General features: G+C 61.8%; 20 protein-coding genes. 13 read left to right on the top strand and 7 right to left on the bottom strand.

What is annotated here, in order from left to right; genetic code table 11:
* The first annotated feature begins 2 nt into the window (after window positions 1-2).
* The 6 genes from ACR0AC_RS20335 to rarD all read left to right on the top strand — a co-directional run bounded on the left by ACR0AC_RS20335 (window position 3) and on the right by rarD (window position 7157).
* Window positions 3-479, top strand: a complete 477-nt coding sequence (locus tag ACR0AC_RS20335; protein ID WP_480875723.1) for a cupin domain-containing protein — start codon at window positions 3-5, stop codon at window positions 477-479.
* Window positions 480-482: 3 nt separating this feature from the next.
* Window positions 483-1535 (top strand): zinc-binding dehydrogenase, encoded by a 1053-nt coding sequence (locus tag ACR0AC_RS20330; RefSeq protein ID WP_480875720.1) that lies wholly within the window; start codon window positions 483-485, stop codon window positions 1533-1535.
* A 12-nt stretch (window positions 1536-1547) separates the two neighbouring features.
* Window positions 1548-2441: a homocysteine S-methyltransferase family protein gene (locus ACR0AC_RS20325; RefSeq protein ID WP_170455177.1), complete on the top strand. Its 894-nt coding sequence runs from the start codon at window positions 1548-1550 to the stop codon at window positions 2439-2441.
* 16 nt (window positions 2442-2457) lie between these two features.
* Window positions 2458-3441 carry a helix-turn-helix domain-containing protein gene (locus ACR0AC_RS20320; protein WP_170455175.1) on the top strand — a complete coding sequence of 328 codons (984 nt, stop codon included), beginning with the start codon at window positions 2458-2460 and terminating at the stop codon, window positions 3439-3441.
* Window positions 3442-3530: 89 nt separating this feature from the next.
* Window positions 3531-5984: a GcvT family protein gene (locus ACR0AC_RS20315; RefSeq protein ID WP_480875716.1), complete on the top strand. Its 2454-nt coding sequence runs from the start codon at window positions 3531-3533 to the stop codon at window positions 5982-5984.
* 267 nt (window positions 5985-6251) lie between these two features.
* Window positions 6252-7157, top strand: coding sequence for an EamA family transporter RarD (rarD, locus tag ACR0AC_RS20310; protein ID WP_480875714.1), 906 nt, complete (start codon window positions 6252-6254; stop codon window positions 7155-7157).
* Here the strand turns inward: rarD and ACR0AC_RS20305 are convergent.
* Together ACR0AC_RS20305 and ACR0AC_RS20300 are read right to left on the bottom strand one after the other, a co-directional pair.
* Entirely contained in the window at window positions 7148-7858 is a 711-nt protein-coding gene (locus tag ACR0AC_RS20305) for an SGNH/GDSL hydrolase family protein (RefSeq protein ID WP_170455169.1), read from the bottom strand. The genes rarD and ACR0AC_RS20305 overlap by 10 nt on opposite strands.
* A gap of 2 nt (window positions 7859-7860) precedes the next feature.
* Complete coding sequence (locus tag ACR0AC_RS20300) at window positions 7861-8271, bottom strand: nuclear transport factor 2 family protein (RefSeq protein WP_170455167.1); 411 nt, start codon at window positions 8269-8271, stop codon at window positions 7861-7863.
* A 60-nt stretch (window positions 8272-8331) separates the two neighbouring features.
* Between ACR0AC_RS20300 and ACR0AC_RS20295 the strand changes: the two genes are divergently transcribed.
* On the top strand, window positions 8332-9015 hold the full coding sequence (locus ACR0AC_RS20295) for an RluA family pseudouridine synthase (protein WP_480586363.1): 684 nt from the start codon (window positions 8332-8334) through the stop codon (window positions 9013-9015).
* Window positions 9016-9017: 2 nt separating this feature from the next.
* On the opposite strand, the gene ACR0AC_RS20290 is transcribed toward ACR0AC_RS20295, so the two are convergent.
* Window positions 9018-9209, bottom strand: a complete 192-nt coding sequence (locus tag ACR0AC_RS20290) for a hypothetical protein (protein ID WP_170455163.1) — start codon at window positions 9207-9209, stop codon at window positions 9018-9020.
* A 103-nt stretch (window positions 9210-9312) separates the two neighbouring features.
* On the opposite strand from ACR0AC_RS20290, the gene ACR0AC_RS20285 reads away from it, so the two are divergent.
* The 3 genes from ACR0AC_RS20285 to ACR0AC_RS20275 all read left to right on the top strand — a co-directional run bounded on the left by ACR0AC_RS20285 (window position 9313) and on the right by ACR0AC_RS20275 (window position 11420).
* Window positions 9313-9996: a helix-turn-helix transcriptional regulator gene (locus ACR0AC_RS20285; protein ID WP_170455161.1), complete on the top strand. Its 684-nt coding sequence runs from the start codon at window positions 9313-9315 to the stop codon at window positions 9994-9996.
* A gap of 125 nt (window positions 9997-10121) precedes the next feature.
* Window positions 10122-10793, top strand: a complete 672-nt coding sequence (locus tag ACR0AC_RS20280) for a YiaD family glycine zipper/OmpA-like lipoprotein (protein ID WP_170455159.1) — start codon at window positions 10122-10124, stop codon at window positions 10791-10793.
* Window positions 10794-10880: 87 nt separating this feature from the next.
* A complete protein-coding gene (locus ACR0AC_RS20275; protein WP_170455157.1) occupies window positions 10881-11420 on the top strand; it encodes an NAD(P)H-dependent oxidoreductase in 540 nt (179 codons plus the stop codon).
* Window positions 11421-11456: 36 nt separating this feature from the next.
* Here ACR0AC_RS20275 and ACR0AC_RS20270 read toward each other — a convergent pair whose 3' ends face one another.
* A complete protein-coding gene (locus ACR0AC_RS20270; protein WP_480875711.1) occupies window positions 11457-12491 on the bottom strand; it encodes an NAD(P)/FAD-dependent oxidoreductase in 1035 nt (344 codons plus the stop codon).
* A gap of 55 nt (window positions 12492-12546) precedes the next feature.
* On the opposite strand from ACR0AC_RS20270, the gene mnmC2 reads away from it, so the two are divergent.
* On the top strand, window positions 12547-13212 hold the full coding sequence (mnmC2, locus tag ACR0AC_RS20265) for a tRNA (5-methylaminomethyl-2-thiouridine)(34)-methyltransferase MnmC2 (RefSeq protein ID WP_170523951.1): 666 nt from the start codon (window positions 12547-12549) through the stop codon (window positions 13210-13212).
* Entirely contained in the window at window positions 13209-14078 is an 870-nt protein-coding gene (locus ACR0AC_RS20260; RefSeq protein WP_170523954.1) for a DMT family transporter, read from the top strand. Before mnmC2 ends, ACR0AC_RS20260 begins: the two co-directional genes overlap by 4 nt.
* Here ACR0AC_RS20260 and ACR0AC_RS20255 read toward each other — a convergent pair.
* A complete protein-coding gene (locus tag ACR0AC_RS20255) occupies window positions 14052-16025 on the bottom strand; it encodes a lytic transglycosylase domain-containing protein (protein ID WP_480875709.1) in 1974 nt (657 codons plus the stop codon). The two genes, ACR0AC_RS20260 and ACR0AC_RS20255, sit on opposite strands and share 27 nt — an antisense overlap.
* A 135-nt stretch (window positions 16026-16160) precedes the next feature.
* On the opposite strand from ACR0AC_RS20255, the gene dapA reads away from it, so the two are divergent.
* Entirely contained in the window at window positions 16161-17033 is an 873-nt protein-coding gene (gene dapA, locus ACR0AC_RS20250; protein ID WP_480875707.1) for a 4-hydroxy-tetrahydrodipicolinate synthase, read from the top strand.
* Between the two features lie 146 nt (window positions 17034-17179).
* On the opposite strand, the gene ACR0AC_RS20245 is transcribed toward dapA, so the two are convergent.
* Window positions 17180-18067, bottom strand: a complete 888-nt coding sequence (locus ACR0AC_RS20245) for a dimethyl sulfoxide reductase anchor subunit family protein (RefSeq protein ID WP_480586377.1) — start codon at window positions 18065-18067, stop codon at window positions 17180-17182.
* Complete coding sequence (locus ACR0AC_RS20240) at window positions 18067-18831, bottom strand: 4Fe-4S dicluster domain-containing protein (RefSeq protein ID WP_170455142.1); 765 nt, start codon at window positions 18829-18831, stop codon at window positions 18067-18069. Before ACR0AC_RS20240 ends, ACR0AC_RS20245 begins: the two co-directional genes overlap by 1 nt.
* Window positions 18832-18904: the final 73 nt, after the last annotated feature.

Raw genomic sequence — 18904 nt, 5'->3', positions numbered from 1 at the left:
CCATGAGCAAACGATACGCCAAACTGGGACCCGGAGAGGGTCCCAACTATGACTGGGAAAATGACCACACCTTCGTCAAGGTGTCCGGTCAGGACACCGGTGGCGCATACGCGCTCATGGAAGACAATCTGAAGGCCAGCTTCGCGCTTGGCCTTCATCGCCACGACAGCCATGCCGAGACCTTCTATTTTCTGGAAGGTGCGGTGGATTTCTACGTCGATGGCGACTGGCATAGATGTACCCCGGGTACGACGATGCATGTCCCGCCCGGGGTGCCCCATGCCTGCCGGGTGGCCGATGCGGCCCCCGCCAGAATGCTGATGATCTTCCAACCCTCGGGCTTCGATGGCTTTCTTGCCGAACTGGCCGGGATGGATGAGGCTGACTTTGCCGATGAAGCCAAAATGGCCGCGCTCAACGCGCGGTACGACATTGTGCCGATGGGCCCGGTTCCGGCGCATCCCGATGATGCGGGCTGACAGATGACTTTGCCCGAAACCATGTCCGGCGTTTACCTGACCCGTCACGGTGGGCCAGAGGCGCTGGAATGGCGTCAGGATATTCCCGTTCCTCAACCCGGTCCGGGGCAGGTGCTGGTGCGTGTCGCGGCTGCCGGGGTCAACAACACCGATATCAACACACGGGTTGGCTGGTATTCCTCGGACGTCACAAGCGCCACAGGGGAGGTCGATCAAGATGTCGAGGCCGGTGGCTGGGGCGGTGCGCTGCGCTTCCCTCGGATACAGGGCGGTGATCTGTGTGGCATCGTCGAAATGGTTGGCGCGGGGGCCGGGTTTCAGCCGGGCCAACGTGTGACCTGCCCGATCAACCTGCCGCGCCCACGTCCGGGTCATCCGCACGGGTTCATTGCCCTGGGGTCCGAGATCGATGGCGCGTTTGCGCAATATTGTCTGGTTGAGGCGGATGATCTTTATGACGTCAGTGCCTCGCCCCTGTCAGATGAGGAAATCGCCGCCATTCCCTGCGCTTTCGGCACCGCCGAGAACCTGCTGACCCGGGCGGGTGTGACTGCGGGCCACAAGGTCCTGATCACCGGCGCATCGGGCGGCGTTGGACTGGCCGCCGTGCAACTGGCCAGCCTGCGGGGCGCGTCGGTCTGGGGCGTGACCAGCGCGGCCAAGGCGGATGTGGTGAAAGCGCAGGGTGCGGTCCAGACCTTTGACCGGGATGCGGATTTGCCCGCCGACATGTTCGATGTTGTGATCGACGTGGTCGGTGGCCCGGCTTGGGCGGCGGTGATCCTGGCGCTGAAACCCGGCGGGCATTATGCCGTTTCAGGCGCGATTGCCGGTCCGATGGTTCAGGCCGATCTGCGCGACATCTATCTGCGCGATATCACCATCCACGGCTGCACCTATCAGGCGGCCGAGGTGTTTGGGCGTTTGGTCGAGTTGATGAATGCAGGGCGTATCAAGCCGTTGATTTCCCGCACATACCCCTTAGAGGACATCATCACGGCGCAAGAGGATTTTCAATCCAAGGCGCTGCCTGGAAAACTGGTGCTGATCCCGTAAGGAGCTGGAAACATGGCCGATATCACCCTACTGGATGGCTCGATCGGGCAAGAGCTGGTGAAACGCAGTGGAAAACGCCCCACGCCATTGTGGTCGACACGGGTGATGATCGATCACCCCGAACTGGTGCACGACGTTCATGCCGAATATTTCCGGCGCGGCGCGACCGTGGCAACGACCAACACCTACGCCGTTCATCGCTCGCGTCTGGTGCGGGAAGGGATCGAGGATCAGCTTGCAACCCTGGTTGAAACAGCCGTCGCGCAGGCAAACGCCGCGCGGCAGGGTACGGCAGGGCGGGTGGCCGGATCGCTCGGCCCGCTTCTGGCAACCTACCGGCCTGATCTGAAACCTGACCCAAAGGATGCGGCACGGAAGTTCGGCGAACTGGTCTCGTTGATGGCGGACGACGTAGATTTGTTTTTGATCGAAACGGTGTCTTCAGTGCTCGAGGCCGAAGGCACCCTGCGCGGCACGGAAGGCTGCGGCAAGCCGGTGTGGCTGGCCCTGTCGGCCATGGATGATGACGGAACGCGGTTGCGCTCGGGTGAGGCTTTGGAGCTGATCGCGCCTTTGGTCGCGCAGTACCAACCGCAGGCTTTGCTGATCAACTGCACCCGGCCCGAGGCTGTTCCCGCAGCACTGGACATCCTGTCCGGTATGGGGCTGCCCTACGGGGCCTATGCCAACGGTTTCACCCATATCGCCGACGGGTTTTTGCAGGATGCGCCAACCGTTGACAGCCTTCAGCAGCGCCATGACCTTGGCCCCGACGCCTATGCAGATCACGCGATGGCTTGGGTGGAACAGGGGGCCACGATTGTTGGCGGATGCTGCGAGATCGGCCCGGACCATATCGAGGCACTGGCCCACCGCCTTGTGGCTGCCGGTCATCAGATCGTCTGAACCGAATGGGGGCTGAATGAAAAAGAAAAACAATTCAGCTTCGGCGGATCAGACCGCTGACCCGATCCATTTTGACATTCTGGTCGCGCCCGGATTTGTGCTGCTGGAACTCGCGTCACTTGTGGATGTTCTGCGCATTGCCAACCGGGTGAGTCCGACGCCACCATTCTCGTATAGCTACCGATCTCTGCGCGGCGGTGCTGTGGCCAGCAGCAGCGACGCGACAGTCGCGACCGAGGTCGTGTCGGCGCACCCCAACGCGGCTTATCTGTTCGTTATCGGCAACTCGAACCCGGACCACCCGGATCTGTCCCTGGGGCGGATCGTCTCGGACTATACCTATCGCGGCGCGCAGGTCTTCTTGCTGGCCGAAGCCGCCAGCCGGTATATCGACGAACAGGGCACTGCGGATCTGGCAACCCATTGGGAAAACGCCTCTTTCCTGCGTGAACGCGGTGCCCGGTTCGAGGCCACGTTGTCCATCGCCACCGAACGGGGCGGGGTGGTGACCTGCGCGGGCATGAGCGCGACCACCGATATCGCCCTGTCTGTGATCGGTCGCCATATCTCGGGTCCGACACAGATGACCGTGGCCGACATCATGCTGCACGAGAACATTCGCGACTTTGCGTCGATGCAGCCCTTCTCGGGCGCGAAAACCACGGCAACAGGCGATGCCAAGCTGGATCAGTGCATCAAGCTGATGCAGGCGAATATCGAAGACCCATTGCCCATCCACGAACTGGTCGATGCGCTTGGCATCTCGAACAGATCGCTTGAGCGGAAGTTCAAGGCCTTCTTCGGCACCACACCCAACGGGTTCTACCGTGAAATGCGATTGGCCAAGGCCAACAACCTGCTGCTGAACACCACCATGAGCGTCCGCGAAATCGGACTGGCCTGCGGGTTCCCGAACGGATTCTCCTCGGTATACAAAAGTTTCTTCGGCGTCACGCCCTTCGTGATGCGTCGGCAAAAGAGACAATCCGCACAAAGATGATTTTTGCGGATGCGGTGACGTTTTTGATGGATTCTGTGTCGATCTTTCGTGTCATGCAGATGAAAACCTGACAAAGCGGAGTCGTCAGAATGGTTGATCTTCCCAACAAGGCCCGCGTGGTCATCATCGGCGGTGGCGTCGTCGGATGTTCGGTCGCGTATCACCTGACCAAGAAAGGCTGGAACGATGTTGTCCTGCTTGAACGCAAGCAACTGACCAGCGGCACCACATGGCACGCGGCGGGCCTGATTGCGCAGCTGCGCGCGACGGCCAACATGACCAAGCTGGCGAAATACAGTCAGGAGCTTTACGGCGCGCTCGAGGAAGAAACCGGCGTTGCCACCGGGTTCAAGCGGGTCGGTTCGATCACCGTGGCCCTGACCGAAGACCGCAAGGAAGAGATTTACCGTCAGGCCGCCATGGCCCGCGCCTTTGGCGTTGAGGTCGAGGAAATCTCGAACGAGCGCGTGCAGGAGATGTATCCGCACCTGAACCTCGACGGTGTCACAGGTGCCGTCTACCTGCCGCTGGACGGGCAGGGCGACCCGGCAAACATCGCGCTGGCGCTGGCAAAGGGTGCGCGTCAGCGGGGCGGGATCGTCAAAGAACGGATCAAGGTCACAGATATTGTCAAAGAGGGCCGCAAGGTCACGGGTGTAGACTGGGTCGCCGATGACGGCAGCGCCTCGGGTCATATCGAATGCGACATGGTGGTGAACTGCGCAGGCATGTGGGGGCACGAGGTTGGCCGCATGGCCGGCGTGAACGTGCCGCTGCACGCGTGTGAACACTTCTACATCGTCTCGGAACCCATCGACGGTCTGACGCAATTGCCGGTGCTGCGCGTGCCGGACGAATGCGCCTATTACAAGGAAGACGCGGGCAAGATGATGCTGGGCGCGTTCGAACCCATCGCCAAGCCCTGGGCGATGGATGGCATCCCCGACAGTTTCGAGTTTGACCAACTGCCCGAGGATTTCGATCATTTCGAGCCGATCCTCGAGGCCGCCTGCGAGCGGATGCCGATGCTGGCCGAGGCGGGGATTCATACGTTCTTTAACGGCCCGGAATCCTTCACGCCCGACGACGCCTATCATCTGGGTCTTGCGCCCGAGATGGACAATGTCTGGGTCGCCGCCGGGTTCAACTCAATCGGTATCCAATCCGCTGGCGGTGCGGGTATGGCGCTGGCCGAATGGATGGACAGCGGCGAGAAACCGTTCGATCTGGGTGACGTGGATATCAGCCGGATGCAGCCGTTTCAGGGCAACAAACAGTACCTGTATGAGCGCTCGAAAGAGACGCTGGGCCTGCTTTACGCCGACCACTACCCCTATCGTCAAAAAGCAACCGCGCGCGGCGTGCGCCGGACACCGTTCCATCACCACCTGAAGGAACACGGGGCGGTATTCGGCGAAATCGCGGGTTGGGAACGCGCCAACTGGTTCGCGAATGAAGGGCAGGAACGCGAATACCAGTACAGCTGGAAACGTCAGAACTGGTTCGAAAATTCGGCTGCCGAACACCGGGCGGTGCGCGAGAATGTCGGCATGTATGACATGTCGTCCTTCGGCAAAATCCGCGTCGAAGGCCCGGATGCCGAGGCGTTCATGAACTATATCGGCGGCGGTGATTACGCGGTGCCCAATGGCAAGATCGTCTACACCCAGTTCCTGAACCGCTCGGGCGGGATTGAGGCGGACGTGACCGTCACCCGCCTGACCGAGACATCCTATCTGGTGGTCACCCCGGCGGCGACGCGTCTGGCCGATCAGACCTGGATGCAGCGCAATGCCGGTGGTTTCAACGTGGTCATCACCGACGTCACCGCAGGCGAGGGCGTGCTGGCCGTCATGGGCCCGAATGCGCGCAAGCTGCTGGAAAAAGTCTCTCCGGCCGATTTCTCGAACGCGACCAACCCGTTTGGCACCGCGCAGGAGATCGAGATCGGTATGGGCCTGGCCCGCGCCCATCGCGTGACCTATGTAGGCGAGCTTGGGTGGGAGGTATATGTTTCCTCCGATATGGCGGGGCACGTGTTCGAAACATTGCACGAGGCCGGTCAGGACATGGGGCTGAAACTGTGCGGTATGCACATGATGGACAGTTGCCGGATCGAAAAGGGCTTCCGCCATTTCGGCCATGACATCACCTGCGAGGATCATGTGGTCGATGCGGGCCTTGGCTTTGCCGTCAAGGTCGACAAGGGCTGCGACTTTATCGGGCGCGAGGCTGTGATCGCGCGCAAGGAAAGTGGGCCGAAGAACCGTCTGGTGCAGTTCAAGCTGACCGATGCAGAGCCATTGCTGTTCCACAATGAACCGATCCTCCGCGACGGAGAATATGTCGGCTATCTGAGTTCGGGCAACTATGGCCACACGCTGGGCGGAGCCATCGGCATGGGCTATGTGCCTTGCGAGGGCGAGAAAGCGGCGGATGTTCTGGCCTCGACCTACGAGATCGACGTCTGCGGTGTGAAGGTCAAGGCAGAGGCCTCGCTCAAGCCGATGTACGATCCAAAATCGGAACGTGTGAAACTGTGACGAAGGGGGCAGGGGGCGCTGCCCCCGCCGCCCGTTCCGGGCGACTCCCCCGAGGTATTTATAGCCAGATGAAGCAGGGGATCCGCTCTTCATCTGGCCAAAAATATCTCGGAGCGCGAGGCAGAGTCTCGCATTCGCAACAGCGTCTTTTACGCGACGTTCGTGGGTGACCCATCACAATTCGTTATGTGGGACTTCACGGTTTTCAGAGTTTTCAAGCGCCGCTGATCTGCCGTAAACCGGTCCGGTATCATCCGGAGTTCCCCCGTGGCAGACACGCCCGTACCTTCCCAGAACGTGGACACGCCCAAGGGGCTTGCTCTGGCTGTCACGGCCTATGTTTTGTGGGGGTTTCTTCCGCTTTACATGAAGGCGCTGGATCATCTGGGTCCCTTTGAGGTGGTGGCGCATCGTGTGATCTGGTCAGTGCCGGTGGCGGGGTTGTTGCTGGTTGCTCTTGGACGCACGCGGGATTTGAAGGCGGCGCTTGGCAATCCCAAGATGCTGGGCATGGCCGCTGTGACGGCAGCGCTGATTTCCATTAACTGGGCGATCTATGTCTGGGCGATTTCAACCGGCCACGCGCTGGATGCCGCTTTGGGGTATTATATCAACCCGTTGTTCAGTATCGCATTGGGTGCCCTGCTGTTGCGAGAGTCGCTGACGCGTACACAATTGCTGGCCATTGGTCTTGCGGCGTTGGGCGTTGTGGTTCTGGTTCTGGAAGCCGGGCGCTTGCCGTGGGCTGCGCTGAGTCTGATGGTGACCTGGGGCTTTTATGCGTTTTTCAAACGATCTTTACCGATTGGCCCAAATCAGGGTTTTCTGCTTGAGGTTCTGATCCTGCTGATCCCCGCGCTGGTCTATGTGACCTGGCTTGGTGTTCAGGGCTCGGGCCATTTTGGAGCGAGGCTGTCGGACACGCTGTTGCTGTCCTGCGCAGGGGTCGTCACCGCGGTGCCGCTTTTGGTCTATGCCAACGGGGCCAAGCTGGTGCGCCTGTCGACGATGGGAATTCTGCAATACATCGCGCCCACCATGATCTTCATCACGGCTGTAACCGTGTTCGGAGAACAGATCGACCGGGGCCGCATGATCGCCTTCCCGCTGATCTGGTCGGCGCTGGTGGTGTATTCGATCCCGATGATCCGGCAGGCGCGGGCTCAGGCCTGAAGCAGAAGCCGGGCGGCTTTGTCGGCCCAGATCGCATAGGCTTTGGGGCTTGGGTGGTACCCGTCCGGTGCGGCGAGTGCCGGATCGTCGGGTAAGTCCAGTGTCAGATGCTTGAGTTGCGGGTGGGCCGCTGCGACCTGTTGCAATCCGCGATCCAGCCGGGCGGATTGTCGCCCCAGAACCCAGGCCAGGGGATGTGGCAAGGCAGGAAAGCGGTGCATCTGGGGTACGCCAGTCACCACAACCTTACGCGCGCCAAACCGCTGCGTCAGCAGTTTCGCCAACTGGCTCTGCCGGTCGAGGAAGCGACGGTATGTAACCCCACGGGTCACGTCATTGACCCCAAGCGCGGTAATGACGGCGTCGAATTCGCCCTGAATCCCAAGCAGGCGGTCGATCGTGTCCTGAGTCGTATGCCCCGTCGTGGCCTCCAGCCGCCATTCGACCGAGTGATGCCGGGACAGTCGGTTCACCAGTTGACCCGAAAGCGCCTGATCCTGCGTGCCCGCACCGACCCCGGCGGCAGAGCTGTCACCCGTGATCAACAGACGCAGACGCGGCCCGCGCCCGGTGCGCCCTTCGCGCGGCCCGATGGGTTCGGGCAACATCTGGGCCTTGCGGCGCACGGTCAGCCCTTGAACTGCCAGAACAGGCAGCAGAGGCAGGCGCAAAATCTGATCGGCGGCAATCGGGTTTGGCATGTTCAGCTGAGCGCGGATTTGAATTCCAGAAAGCGCGGGTCGCTCATTACGCGGGCCATCATCGCCTCACGCAGGGCTCCGATGGTCTTGTGGGGGCGCATGGCGACCTCGAATTGCTGTATCAGGCCATCGTTGTTCAGGGTGATCAGGTCCACGCCGACTGCATCCAGATCGCCGACCTTGCATTGGAACTCCAGCGCCCAATCGTTGCCGTCGCCCATGACCCGGCGATAGCGAAAATCGGAAAAAACCTGTCCGACGTGACCCAGCACAGCCGCAACCGGGGCGCGGCCTGTCCACGTGCTGTAATAGGTCGGTGGCATGAACCGGACGTCTTCGGCCAGAAGCTCATGGATCAGCGTCTCGTCGCCCTTGGCGACAACCTCTTGCATACGTTGGATTGTTGGATGCATGTCCTCTCCCCTTGCTGATCTCAAAGGTTTACGATCACTGCGCGGCACGCAAGGACGACGTTGCGGGAAGGGGCACTCTGCGATAGGCACAGCCGCATGAGCGAGACCTATGATCCCCCCCAGACACCGCTGGATATATTGCACGAAGATGCGCAACTGATCGTGGTGAACAAACCCTCGGGCCTGTTGTCCGTGCCGGGGCGGGGCGAGCATCTGGCCGATTGCCTGCTGACCCGGGTACAGGCGGCGTTTCCGCAGGCCCTGTTGGTGCACCGGCTGGATCGGGATACCTCGGGCGTGATGGTGTTTGCCCAGACACCTCATGCGCAGCGGCATCTGAGTATGCAGTTCGAGCAGCGCCAGACCCGAAAAACCTATGTCGCGCGCGTTTGGGGGCACCTTGAGGCCAAGACGGGGACGGTAAACTTACCGCTGATCGTCGATTGGCCCAACCGACCGCGCCAAATGGTGTGCCATGAGACCGGCAAGCCGGCCGTCACAGATTGGCGCGTGGTGAAATACGACGGCGACACGACGCGCGTGCGTCTGTTTCCCAAAACCGGACGGTCGCATCAGTTGCGGATTCACATGCAAGCGTTGGGCCACCCGATTCTGGGTGACCCGTTCTATGCCGAAGGTGCGGCTCGGGATTACCCGCGCCTGATGCTGCATTCCGAGGAGTTGCGATTGAAACATCCCGAAGGTGGTGTTTCGATGAAATTCAGGGCACCTGCGGATTTCTGATCTTAAACGGCGCTGCCCCACAGCATTTTCAGATTGCCGAGAGAAAAGCGCCGTGTGCGTTTGCGCGGCGTTGCCTTTTCGCAATGCCGCGCGGATGCCAGTTCGCGCTCGATCTCAAAGGCGCGCAGGCTGTGGTCCTGTGACCAGCGGTCCAGTTTCAGGGTCATCATCACGTGATTGTCGCGGCTGGGCATGGTTGCCTCCTTTTCTTGTGCTGACCCAGCCTCGCCCAATACTCCTGACACCACCCTGTCAGGGGGCTGTGCTAAAGTGTCAGTACTTGTCACGGAGATCACCATGCGCCGTTCGTCCCGGTTGTTTGAAATCATCCAGATCCTGCGCGCCTCGGATGTGCCGGTCACGGCGGATGCACTGGCCGAACGGTTGGAGGTATCCGTGCGCACCGTCTATCGCGACATTTCCGAATTGCAGGCCCAGCGTACGCCGATCGAGGGCGAGGCCGGGGTTGGCTACATCATGCGGCGTGGCTATGACCTGCCGCCGCTGAATTTCGACGCCGAGGAGGTTGAGGCGCTGTGGGTGGGTCTGTCGATGCTGGCCCGAACAGGCGACAGCCACCTGCAGCGGGCGGCCAACCGGATCTGCCAGAAGATCGACGCGCTGCATTGCCCGGCGGACTGGCTACAAGTCGCAACCTGGGGAGCACCGCTCGATGATCCGGCCAAGGGTTGCATTCCGGTCGCGCAATATCGCGAGGCAATCCGGGCCGAGCAGAAAATCCGCATCACTTATGTCAGCGGCGAAGGCCAACGCTCGGAACGGATCGTCCGGCCCGTGGCCCTGATCTATCACATCGAATGCACCATGCTGGCAGGGTGGTGCGAGCTGCGCAGCGCCTTCCGGCATTTCAGAACCGACCGTATCTGGGCCTGCGAGGCTACGGGTCAGAGCTTTGGCGGCCAGGGTGCATCCCTGCGCGATCTGTGGAACGAACAGGAGGGTGTGACCGCAGCCCAGTAACCCGTCTTGGCGGGGAATCGCCGACCTCACCGCATTGTTGCTTGAGCCTGCCTGCAGACGCCGTGATATACTGCGCTGAACAAGGCAAACCCGAACAAACGGGGGCCAGAGCAGAAGGTGACATCATGACGATTTCCAAGTTTTTTATGGCAAGTGGGCTGTGCTCGGCGATGGCATTGGCGGCGTGTACCGATCCGGGCACGCTGAACCTGCCCAGCGATCCCAACCAGAACGCCAGACAGGGCGCCATTATCGGTGGGCTGGTCGGCGCGGGTGTTGGCGCGATTGCCAATGATTCCGACCCTCTGCTGGGTGCATTGGCCGGAGGCGCCATTGGCGCGGCGGGCGGTGGCCTGATCGGCAATCAACTGGACAAGCAGGCGGCTGAACTGCGCCAGCAACTGGCCAATGACGGGATCACCATCGTCAATGCCGGGGATCGCCTGATCGTCACCGTGCCGAATGACATCACCTTTGACACCGACAGCGCCACCGTGCGCCCGGCCCTGCGCGCCGATCTGACGCGCGTTGGCCAGAATCTGGTGAACTACCCGAATTCGAACGTGCAGATCATCGGGCACACAGACAGCGATGGCGACGCCGCCTATAACCAGGGCCTGTCCGTACGTCGTGCGAATGCGGTGGCCGATATTCTTCAGGCCAACGGTGTGAACTACAACCGCATTCGCACCATCGGGCAGGGTGAGAACAACCCGGTTGCCTCGAACCTGACACCTGCGGGCAAGGCACAGAACCGCCGGGTCGAGATTGTGATCGTTCCCAGCGGCAACGCCTGATCGCGCAGCACCTGTGCAAGAAACGGGGTTTGGATCGAGCCTGTCCCGGTCTAACTATGGGGAAACAACGAAACGGAGTTTCCCCCGATGTCCAACCCCACGCTGCTGGGCCTGTCCGGGTCCCTGCGCCAGAACGCAACCAACCGCAAATTGCTGCGCGAGGCCGCGCGCCTGTTTGACCCCGCCAGCTTTGTCGAAGCCGATCTGAACCTGCCGCTTTACGATGGTGATCTGGAAGAGGGTGAGGGCATCCCGGCCATGGTCCAAACGCTCAGGGATCAGATCGAGCAGGCGGATGCGGTGATCATCTCGACCCCGGAATATAACAAGGGGCCGTCGGGCGTTTTGAAGAACGCGCTGGATTGGGTCAGCCGGACCGAGGGCAACCCATGGGCCGACAAGCCGGTTGCCGTGATGTCGGCGGCGGCGGGCCGCGCGGGCGGGGAACGGGCGCAGATGATCCTGCGCGCCTATATGGTGCCGTTCCAGCCGATGATCCTGCAAGGCCCCGAGATTCATCTGGCCAACAGTTCGAACGAATTCGACGAACAGGGCAGGCTGGTCAGTGCGCGGTATGAAAAGTCACTGGGCACCCTGATGCAGAAGCTGCGTGGCCTGATCGCATAACGCGCGGTCACGGCCGCCCCACCGGTGGTGCCAGTGTTACAGCGAGGCTTCGGGCCGGAAATCATCCGGGATCGTGTCGCGCTCGTCCAGGATCAGATCGGCCAAGACCTCGGCCACCTTCGGGGCCATGCCGAAACCGATCTTGAACCCTCCGTTGGCGATGAACTGCCCTTGGTGCAGCGGGTGTTCCCCAAGCATTGGCGCGCGGCTTTTGCTGCGGGGGCGAACACCGGCCCAACGCTCGATCACTTCGGCCCCGTGCAGCACGGGAACCGCCTGCATCGCCCGTTCGATCACATCGTCCAGCGCGCTGTCGGTGCTGGTGGGATCGTCGTAACCGCGTTCCGAGGTCGAGCCGATGGCCAGAGTTCCGTCCGCATGGGGTACGATATGGATCGCATCCGCAAACAGCTGCGGCACCGGGCCCGCATCAAACCGCAACAGCGCCGCTTGCCCTTTCACGCCATTGCCGACCGTTTTGCCGAAAGCGTCGCTCAGCTCTTGCAGACCGGCCAGCCCGGTGGCGTGCACGACATGGCCTGCATCGGGTGCGTCGGCGACAACCTCGACCCCCATGACCGCCAAAGCCGCTACAAGCGCGGCACAGGCGCGGCGCGGGTGCATGCGGGCGGTCAGGGTGTCATGGATAACGTAACCGGTCGGGCTAGGCGGGCACCATGATCCGGCCTCGGCCACGTCGATCACCCTCCACGCGGCCCGACCGTGCCACAGTTCCTGTGCCGTGAGTTCCCGCGCGCGCGCCAGATCAAGGCTGCGCTGGTCCGCAATTGGCTGGATGCGCCCCAGCCGCCCGTGTCCCGCTGAAACGCCCCCGACGGCCTCGACCTGCGTCCAGAAGGGTTCGGCCATGATCAGGCTGTCGAACTGAAAGGCCTTCTTGGCGTTCCAGTTCTCGGGCACGTGCGGAGCCAGCGCCCCGACCAGACCGCCGCTGGAGCCCGCGCCCGGGCCAAAGGGGTCGACAACCTGCACCTTCGCGCCGCGTCGCGCGCAGGTCCAGGCGATGGACAGGCCGAAAATCCCAGCGCCGCGGACCGTCACATCGACCATTGCCAAATTCCTTTTCCTTGTTCAGTGTCGCGCCGCTTAGCTACAGGATTCCCCGATGGCAGACCAGCGCGCCGAGGTCACATGGACCGAGGATCAGATACCCGTCTCGGATCGTTTCGACGACCCATATTACTCGCTGCAAAACGGGGTTGAAGAGACGCGCCATGTGTTCCTTGCGGGCAACGACCTGCCTGCGCGCTTTGCGCCCGGTTTTCACATTGCCGAACTGGGCTTTGGCACCGGGCTGAACATGCTCACCGCTTGGTCGGTATGGGAGCAGTCAGGTCACACGACCCCGCTGAGGTTCACAAGCTTCGAAGCGTATCCGATGGAGCTCGAGGACATGCGGCGGGCCTTGGCGGTATTTCCCGAATTGACGCCCTGGGCGGATCGATTTCTTGCACAATGGGCGGGGGGTGGATGCCAGTTGGAAACGCTGGACCTGACCGTTGTCGTAGGCGATGCGCGTCAGACCTTGTGCGACTGGCAGGACAAGGCGGATGCGTGGTTTCTGGATGGCTTCTCGCCCGCCAAAAACCCCGAGCTTTGGGGCGCAGACCTGATGCAGCAGGTTGCCGACCACACGGCCAATGGCGGCACCACCGCAACCTACACCGCTGCCGGATTCGTGCGGCGGGGACTTGAGGACGCCGGTTTCGACGTGACCCGAACCCCCGGCTATGGCCGCAAACGCCACATGACACGGGCGGTCAAAGCATGACGCAGCAAAACAACGTCCGTGCAGGCATTGCCCTGATGATCGGTGCCACCATCGTCTTTGCTTTGCAGGACGGAATCTCGCGCCATCTGGCCGGGACATACAACACCTATATGGTTGTGATGATCCGCTATTGGTTCTTTGCGGCCTTCGTTATCACTCTGGCCGCGCGGTCACCGGGCGGGCTGGGCGCGGCCACACGAACCAGTCAACTTGGATTGCAGATCTTTCGCGGCATCCTGCTGGCAGGCGAGATTTGCGTCGCCGTGTTCAGCTTCACCGTTCTGGGCCTGATCGACAGTATGGCGGTCTTCATCTGCTATCCGCTGCTTGTCGCGGCCCTCAGCGGCCCTGTGTTGGGCGAAAAGGTGGGTTGGCGCAGATGGGCGGCGATTGGTGTTGGCTGCATCGGGGTCCTGATCATCCTGCAACCGGGCGTCGGAGTGTTTAATCCCTGGGCCATCATCCCGCTGATCTCGGCCCTGATGTTTGCCCTGTATGGCCTTCTGACGCGCTATGCCGCGCGCCGCGACAGCACGGCCACCAGCTTTTACTGGACCGGCGTGTCCGGCGCGGTCGCAATGACGCTTGTCGGTATGTGGTTCTGGGAACCCATGGCCCCGCGCGACTGGGGCTGGATGGCGGTACTGTGCGTCAGCGGCGCGCTTGGGCACTGGCTACTGATCAAGTGCTATGAAATGGCCGAGGCCAGTGCAGTTCAACCCTTCGCCTATTTCCACCTCGTCTGGAGCGCGATCCTGGGCATCTCGATCTTTGGTGAGGTGCTGCGCCCCGAAGTTGTCGTCGGGGCCGCCTTTGTCGTCGCCGCAGGCCTGTTCACCCTATGGCGCGAACGCCGCCAGAGTTGACCCGGTCAGTTCTTGCGAGAACGGGATCGGCAGGGCCGGTTTACCCAGCCGCGCCCGATAGACCGGCAGGCTTTCGGCCACACGCATCACATAGTTGCGGGTTTCGCTGAAGGGTATCGTCTCGATCCAGTCGACCACATCCACCTGCCCCCGGCGCGGGTCGCCATAGCGCTGCATCCACGAAATGGGCCGTCTAGGCCCGGCGTTATAGCCTGCCGCCATCATGACCACATTGCCGTTGAAATCCGCTGCCAGCCCGGACAGGTAATTGGCCCCCAGCTTGGCGTTATATTGCCAGTCCGAGGTCAACCGACCCGTCTGATGCCCGCTGAGTATCCCCAATTCCTGCGCCACCAGTTTCGCCGTGGCCGGCATCACCTGCATCAGACCCCGCGCGCCCGCACCGCTGATCACAACCGGATCAAACTCGCTTTCGCGGCGGGCAATGGCCAGCGTCATTTCCTTGGCCATGGGCAGGCCCATATCGGCGACGGGATGGACCGGGTAATAAGCCGCTGGCAGAACCGTCCCGGTGGTGGCCGCCCGCTTGGCGATCATCACCGCCAGATGCGGTTCGTTCAACTCAATCGCCAGATCGCCAAGCTGATTGGCCTGAACCGGGTCGAGGCCTTCGACCAGATGGGTCAAAAACCGTTCCGACAGATTGTCCTCGCCCGCTTTCAACAGCAGCAACCCCGCCTCCAGAACGCTGGAATCGGCGAACCCCGCCTGCCGCCAATGCGGTGCACGGCGGGGGGTGGCCAGTTCAGGATCAAACGGACGCCCGATCTGTTCAGCCGCCAGCAGCCCGTAGAATGAGGTCTGATTGTCGGCCCCGACCGCATAGGCCTCATAGGCTTTCTCGGCATTGCCCTGCGCGGCATAGGCGCGGCCCAGCCAATACCCTCCACGCCCTTTCGAGATTGGGGACTGCACGGCGGTCGAGAAATTCTGGAAATGGCGCACGGCAGTTGCCGGGTCGTCCAGCCTGCGCAGGGCCAGAAACCCGGCCAGCCATTCCAGATCGGCATAGGCATAGCCCATCTCAGGCGTCATATGGTGGTTGGCGGCGATCTGATAGGCCCGCGCGGCGCTGCCCTGCCGCATCTCCAGCCGCGCCAGCCTGCGCCGCCCTTCGGCCCATTTGTCCGGCTCACCCAGGGCTTCGGGGCTGGTCGATCGGGCCAGCATCAGATCGATGGCGCTGTCGTCCAGTTCCTTCCGGTCGCGCCAGACAAAACGATCAAAGGCAAGTCCCGGCGCGTCCGCGACCGTCTTTGGAACCGCCGCAACCTTGGCATCGACCCCCGGCGCGCGCTTTTGCAACGCGATCCGCGCCTCGGCCAGTTTTCGGTCATCGGCATTCACCAACGGCAACATCTGCGCCGCGCTGACCAGATGACCATCCCACAGCATCCGGTCCAACCGCGCCGCATGATGAGGCTTCAACAGCTTGCCGAAATTCTCAAGGTAATCCTTCTGCAACCCGGACCCCATCGGCATCGTGCGCCATGCGGTGACGATATCGGCCTGCGCCTCGCCCTGTTGCCCCTTGGCCATCAGTGCCACGGCATGGTTCAACGCGCCTTCCGCTGTCTGTGGCGGTGTGTCGGCATAGAACCTAAGAACCCGATCCGGGTCCGCGCCCGTAAAAGACGGCTCGCTTTTCCGGCGTAGCCAGGCGAGGCCTGGCCAGTCCGGGCGGCGATCCAGAAACACCAGCACATCGCCGGAACTGCCAAACCCTTGCCGCAACCAGTGCCAGACAATGATATCGCGCGAAACAGACCCGCGTTGCCCGGACACACGCAGTGCCTCGTTCCAGTCCCCTTTGCGCATCTCGTTGAGCCCGGCACGCAGATCGGCGGCGGCATCTGCCTGCGCTGGGTGTGTTGACAATGTGGAATACAGAATCACGGCCACCAACAGGCCCAGAACGCGTGTCATGCCTTGCATTTCCCAACCAACCAAGGATAGAGGCTGTGAGGATAAACCTTGCGCCGCCGGGATCAACTCACAAAGCCTAAATCGTGATGGCCCGCGATGTAAAAAACACGAAAACTGCACCCTAAGGAGCGTGTCATGTTCAAAGGCTCTATGCCAGCCCTCGTCACCCCGTTCAGCAACGGCGAGTTGGACCTGGATACGCTCAAACATCTGGTCGAATGGCAGATCGAGTGCGGATCGACCGGGCTGGTGCCGGTGGGCACCACCGGGGAAAGCCCGACGCTCAGCCATGATGAGCATGAGACCGTGGTGGAACAGGTCGTCAAAGCCTCGGCAGGCCGTGTGCCGGTCATCGCAGGTGCCGGATCGAACAACACGGTCGAGGCCGTGCGCTTTGTGCAATTTGCCAAGAAGGTCGGCGCCGACGCGGCTTTGGTCGTGACACCCTACTACAACAAGCCAACCCAGCGCGGCCTGATCGAACATTTCGCGACCCTGCACGCGTGTGCAGACATTCCGATCATCATCTACAACATTCCAGGCCGCTCGGTCATTGACATGACGCCCGCCACCATGGGTGAGCTGGCCAAGTTGCCACGTATCGTCGGCGTCAAAGACGCCACCGGCGATCTGGCGCGGGTCAGCCAGCAACGCGCCAGCTGCGGCGCTGATTTCTGCCAGCTGTCGGGCGAGGATGCGACGGCGCTTGGCTTCAACGCCCATGGCGGTGTCGGCTGTATTTCGGTGACCGCCAACGTGGCTCCGAAACTCTGCGCCGAATTCCAGCAGGCCACCTTGTCGGGCAATTATGCGACAGCACTGGCCTATCAGGACCGCCTGATGCCACTGCACGAGGCGATCTTTATCGAACCCGGACTGGCCGGCGCAAAATACGCGCTCAGCAAGCTGGGCCGGTGCAGTGAAGAAGTTCGCTTGCCGCTGACCACGCTGGAAGACAGCACAAAAGCGGCCATTGACGCAGCCATGGCCCATGCCGGTCTGATCTGAGCCAAAACAAATCCAAGCAAAAAGGGCGGCCTCGATCCCCGAGCGCCGCCCTTTCTATTTCCGCCCGGATCCAAGCTTCATCTGGCCAGAAATATCTCGGGGGGCGAATTGAGCCGCAGACTCAAGAGGGGGGCTGGCCCCCCTACCTATCGCTTGCCATAATAAAGCCCGACCACATGTTCGGCCTGCGCAAAAAACAACCAGCGCGACATGGCAACGCCCGCCAGATGAGAGGCCACAGCCAGCAGCGCAAACAGATGCTTCACGATGACGCCCTCGACCGGCAGGACGATCAAGAGAAGCGGCAGGACAAACCCCAGACCGAACGACATCACACGCAGCTTCTGCGCATGTTTGCGCCCCACCACATGCACGAACTCGCGCAGCAGGTAGTTGGTGCCGGTATGGGGTGGCTCAAAGGCCCGGACATCTCCGCGCGTGCCCAACCCGGTCGCGGTTCCAAGGTTTGTTCCGGACCGTGCAAAGGCGCTGTCGCCTTGCTGCCAGTACAGAATCTGGATCAGCGCCGCGATCAGAAGCAGCGGCCAGGCGATTGAGGTTTGCCCGGCCAGCAAGGCCCCACCGGCCAGGCTGAAACTCAGAAACATTGCAGGGGTCAGTTTCATGTTCCAGCGCGGGATGGTCTTGAGCTGGGTGTAAATCATCGACGTGGTGAACACGGTCGCGAGCGAGAACAGCGAGCCCAGCAGTCCAAGCAAGCCCCACCGCTGACCCAGAAATACCGCGCCAATCGCATAAAGCCCCATGACGATCAGCGCGAGAACGGCACACCAGCCTTCACGGCTGAGCCAGCTGGAACGCCATTGGGTAAAGGCCTTCCAGGCCCGTTCCGGGTGACCAAGGTGAAAGGTCGAGGCCATCAGCCCGCCGACGGCCAGCGCATAGGCAATGGCAAAGAAGACAAAGGCCACCACGCCCGAGACGTCAGGCAGGCCGAGCCCCAGAAAGAACAACAGACCAAAGCCCAGACCGGACAGGGTGGTAAAGATGATGACGGATGGTGCGGGATGCATCAGCTTGTCCCTCCGGGCAATTTGTCGAGGGCTTTGTCGAGCCAGCCCATGAAGCCTTTGGGTTCTTCGGCCACGGGGGCCAGAAGCGGGGCCAGAATATCGATCTGATCCTCGACTGTATCCTTGGGCCGTGGCGGCAGGTATTTGTTGACGGGTTTGGTGCCCATCTCGGGCATCAGGTCCATGCCGTCACGCTCGGCCACCAGTTTGCTGACATCGCTGTCGGGATCGCCGAGATCACCGAAATGGCGGGCTCCGGCCGGGCAAGTGCGCACGCAGGAAGGCACGCGGTCCACCTCGGGCAGGTTTTCATTGTAGATCCGGTCGACGCAGAGGGTGCATTTCTTCATCACACCTTCGGCCATGTCCAGTTCGCGTGCGCCATAGGGGCAGGACCAAGCGCACAGGCCACAACCGATACAGTCGCTTTCGTTGACCAGAACGATCCCATCCTCGACCCGCTTGTAGCTGGCCCCGGTGGGGCAGACGGTGACGCAGGGGGCGTCTTCGCAATGCAGGCAGGATTTGGGGAAGTGAATCAGTTGGGCATGACCTTCGGCGGGTTGCACCTCGTATGAATGCACGCGGTTCAGGAAGGTGCCTGACGGGTTTGCGCCATAAGCGTCCTGATCAGACAGGGGCGCGCCGTAGTTTTCGGTGTTCCAGCCCTTGCAGGAAATCACGCAGGCGTGGCAGCCGACGCAGGTGTCCAGGTCGATGACCAGACCCATTTTGCGGTCAGTGGATTGAGGGAGCTGGGTCATGTCAGTGAACCTCTGCTTGTGAGGGTGGGGGAGGGGGCCAGCCCCCTCTTGAGCCTGCGGCTCAATTCACCCC

The sequence above is a fragment of the Ruegeria sp. H7 genome (genome assembly GCF_056532945.1).
This window is presented reverse-complemented; position numbering and strand designations above follow the sequence as displayed.

Excerpts from the sequence above, each read along its gene's own strand:
- ACR0AC_RS20305 (WP_170455169.1), bottom strand. The coding sequence starts at position 7,858 with ATGCCAAACCCGATTGCCGCCGATCAGATTTTGCGCCTGCCTCTGCTG.
- ACR0AC_RS20300 (WP_170455167.1), bottom strand. The coding sequence starts at position 8,271 with ATGCATCCAACAATCCAACGTATGCAAGAGGTTGTCGCCAAGGGCGAC.
- ACR0AC_RS20255 (WP_480875709.1), bottom strand. The coding sequence starts at position 16,025 with ATGACACGCGTTCTGGGCCTGTTGGTGGCCGTGATTCTGTATTCCACA.
- ACR0AC_RS20315 (WP_480875716.1), top strand. The coding sequence starts at position 3,531 with ATGGTTGATCTTCCCAACAAGGCCCGCGTGGTCATCATCGGCGGTGGC.
- ACR0AC_RS20285 (WP_170455161.1), top strand. The coding sequence starts at position 9,313 with ATGCGCCGTTCGTCCCGGTTGTTTGAAATCATCCAGATCCTGCGCGCC.
- ACR0AC_RS20290 (WP_170455163.1), bottom strand. The coding sequence starts at position 9,209 with ATGCCCAGCCGCGACAATCACGTGATGATGACCCTGAAACTGGACCGC.
- dapA (WP_480875707.1), top strand. The coding sequence starts at position 16,161 with ATGTTCAAAGGCTCTATGCCAGCCCTCGTCACCCCGTTCAGCAACGGC.
- ACR0AC_RS20260 (WP_170523954.1), top strand. The coding sequence starts at position 13,209 with ATGACGCAGCAAAACAACGTCCGTGCAGGCATTGCCCTGATGATCGGT.
- ACR0AC_RS20320 (WP_170455175.1), top strand. The coding sequence starts at position 2,458 with ATGAAAAAGAAAAACAATTCAGCTTCGGCGGATCAGACCGCTGACCCG.
- ACR0AC_RS20245 (WP_480586377.1), bottom strand. The coding sequence starts at position 18,067 with ATGCATCCCGCACCATCCGTCATCATCTTTACCACCCTGTCCGGTCTG.
- ACR0AC_RS20275 (WP_170455157.1), top strand. The coding sequence starts at position 10,881 with ATGTCCAACCCCACGCTGCTGGGCCTGTCCGGGTCCCTGCGCCAGAAC.
- ACR0AC_RS20325 (WP_170455177.1), top strand. The coding sequence starts at position 1,548 with ATGGCCGATATCACCCTACTGGATGGCTCGATCGGGCAAGAGCTGGTG.
- ACR0AC_RS20330 (WP_480875720.1), top strand. The coding sequence starts at position 483 with ATGACTTTGCCCGAAACCATGTCCGGCGTTTACCTGACCCGTCACGGT.
- ACR0AC_RS20280 (WP_170455159.1), top strand. The coding sequence starts at position 10,122 with ATGACGATTTCCAAGTTTTTTATGGCAAGTGGGCTGTGCTCGGCGATG.
- ACR0AC_RS20240 (WP_170455142.1), bottom strand. The coding sequence starts at position 18,831 with ATGACCCAGCTCCCTCAATCCACTGACCGCAAAATGGGTCTGGTCATC.
- ACR0AC_RS20335 (WP_480875723.1), top strand. The coding sequence starts at position 3 with ATGAGCAAACGATACGCCAAACTGGGACCCGGAGAGGGTCCCAACTAT.
- ACR0AC_RS20270 (WP_480875711.1), bottom strand. The coding sequence starts at position 12,491 with ATGGTCGATGTGACGGTCCGCGGCGCTGGGATTTTCGGCCTGTCCATC.
- mnmC2 (WP_170523951.1), top strand. The coding sequence starts at position 12,547 with ATGGCAGACCAGCGCGCCGAGGTCACATGGACCGAGGATCAGATACCC.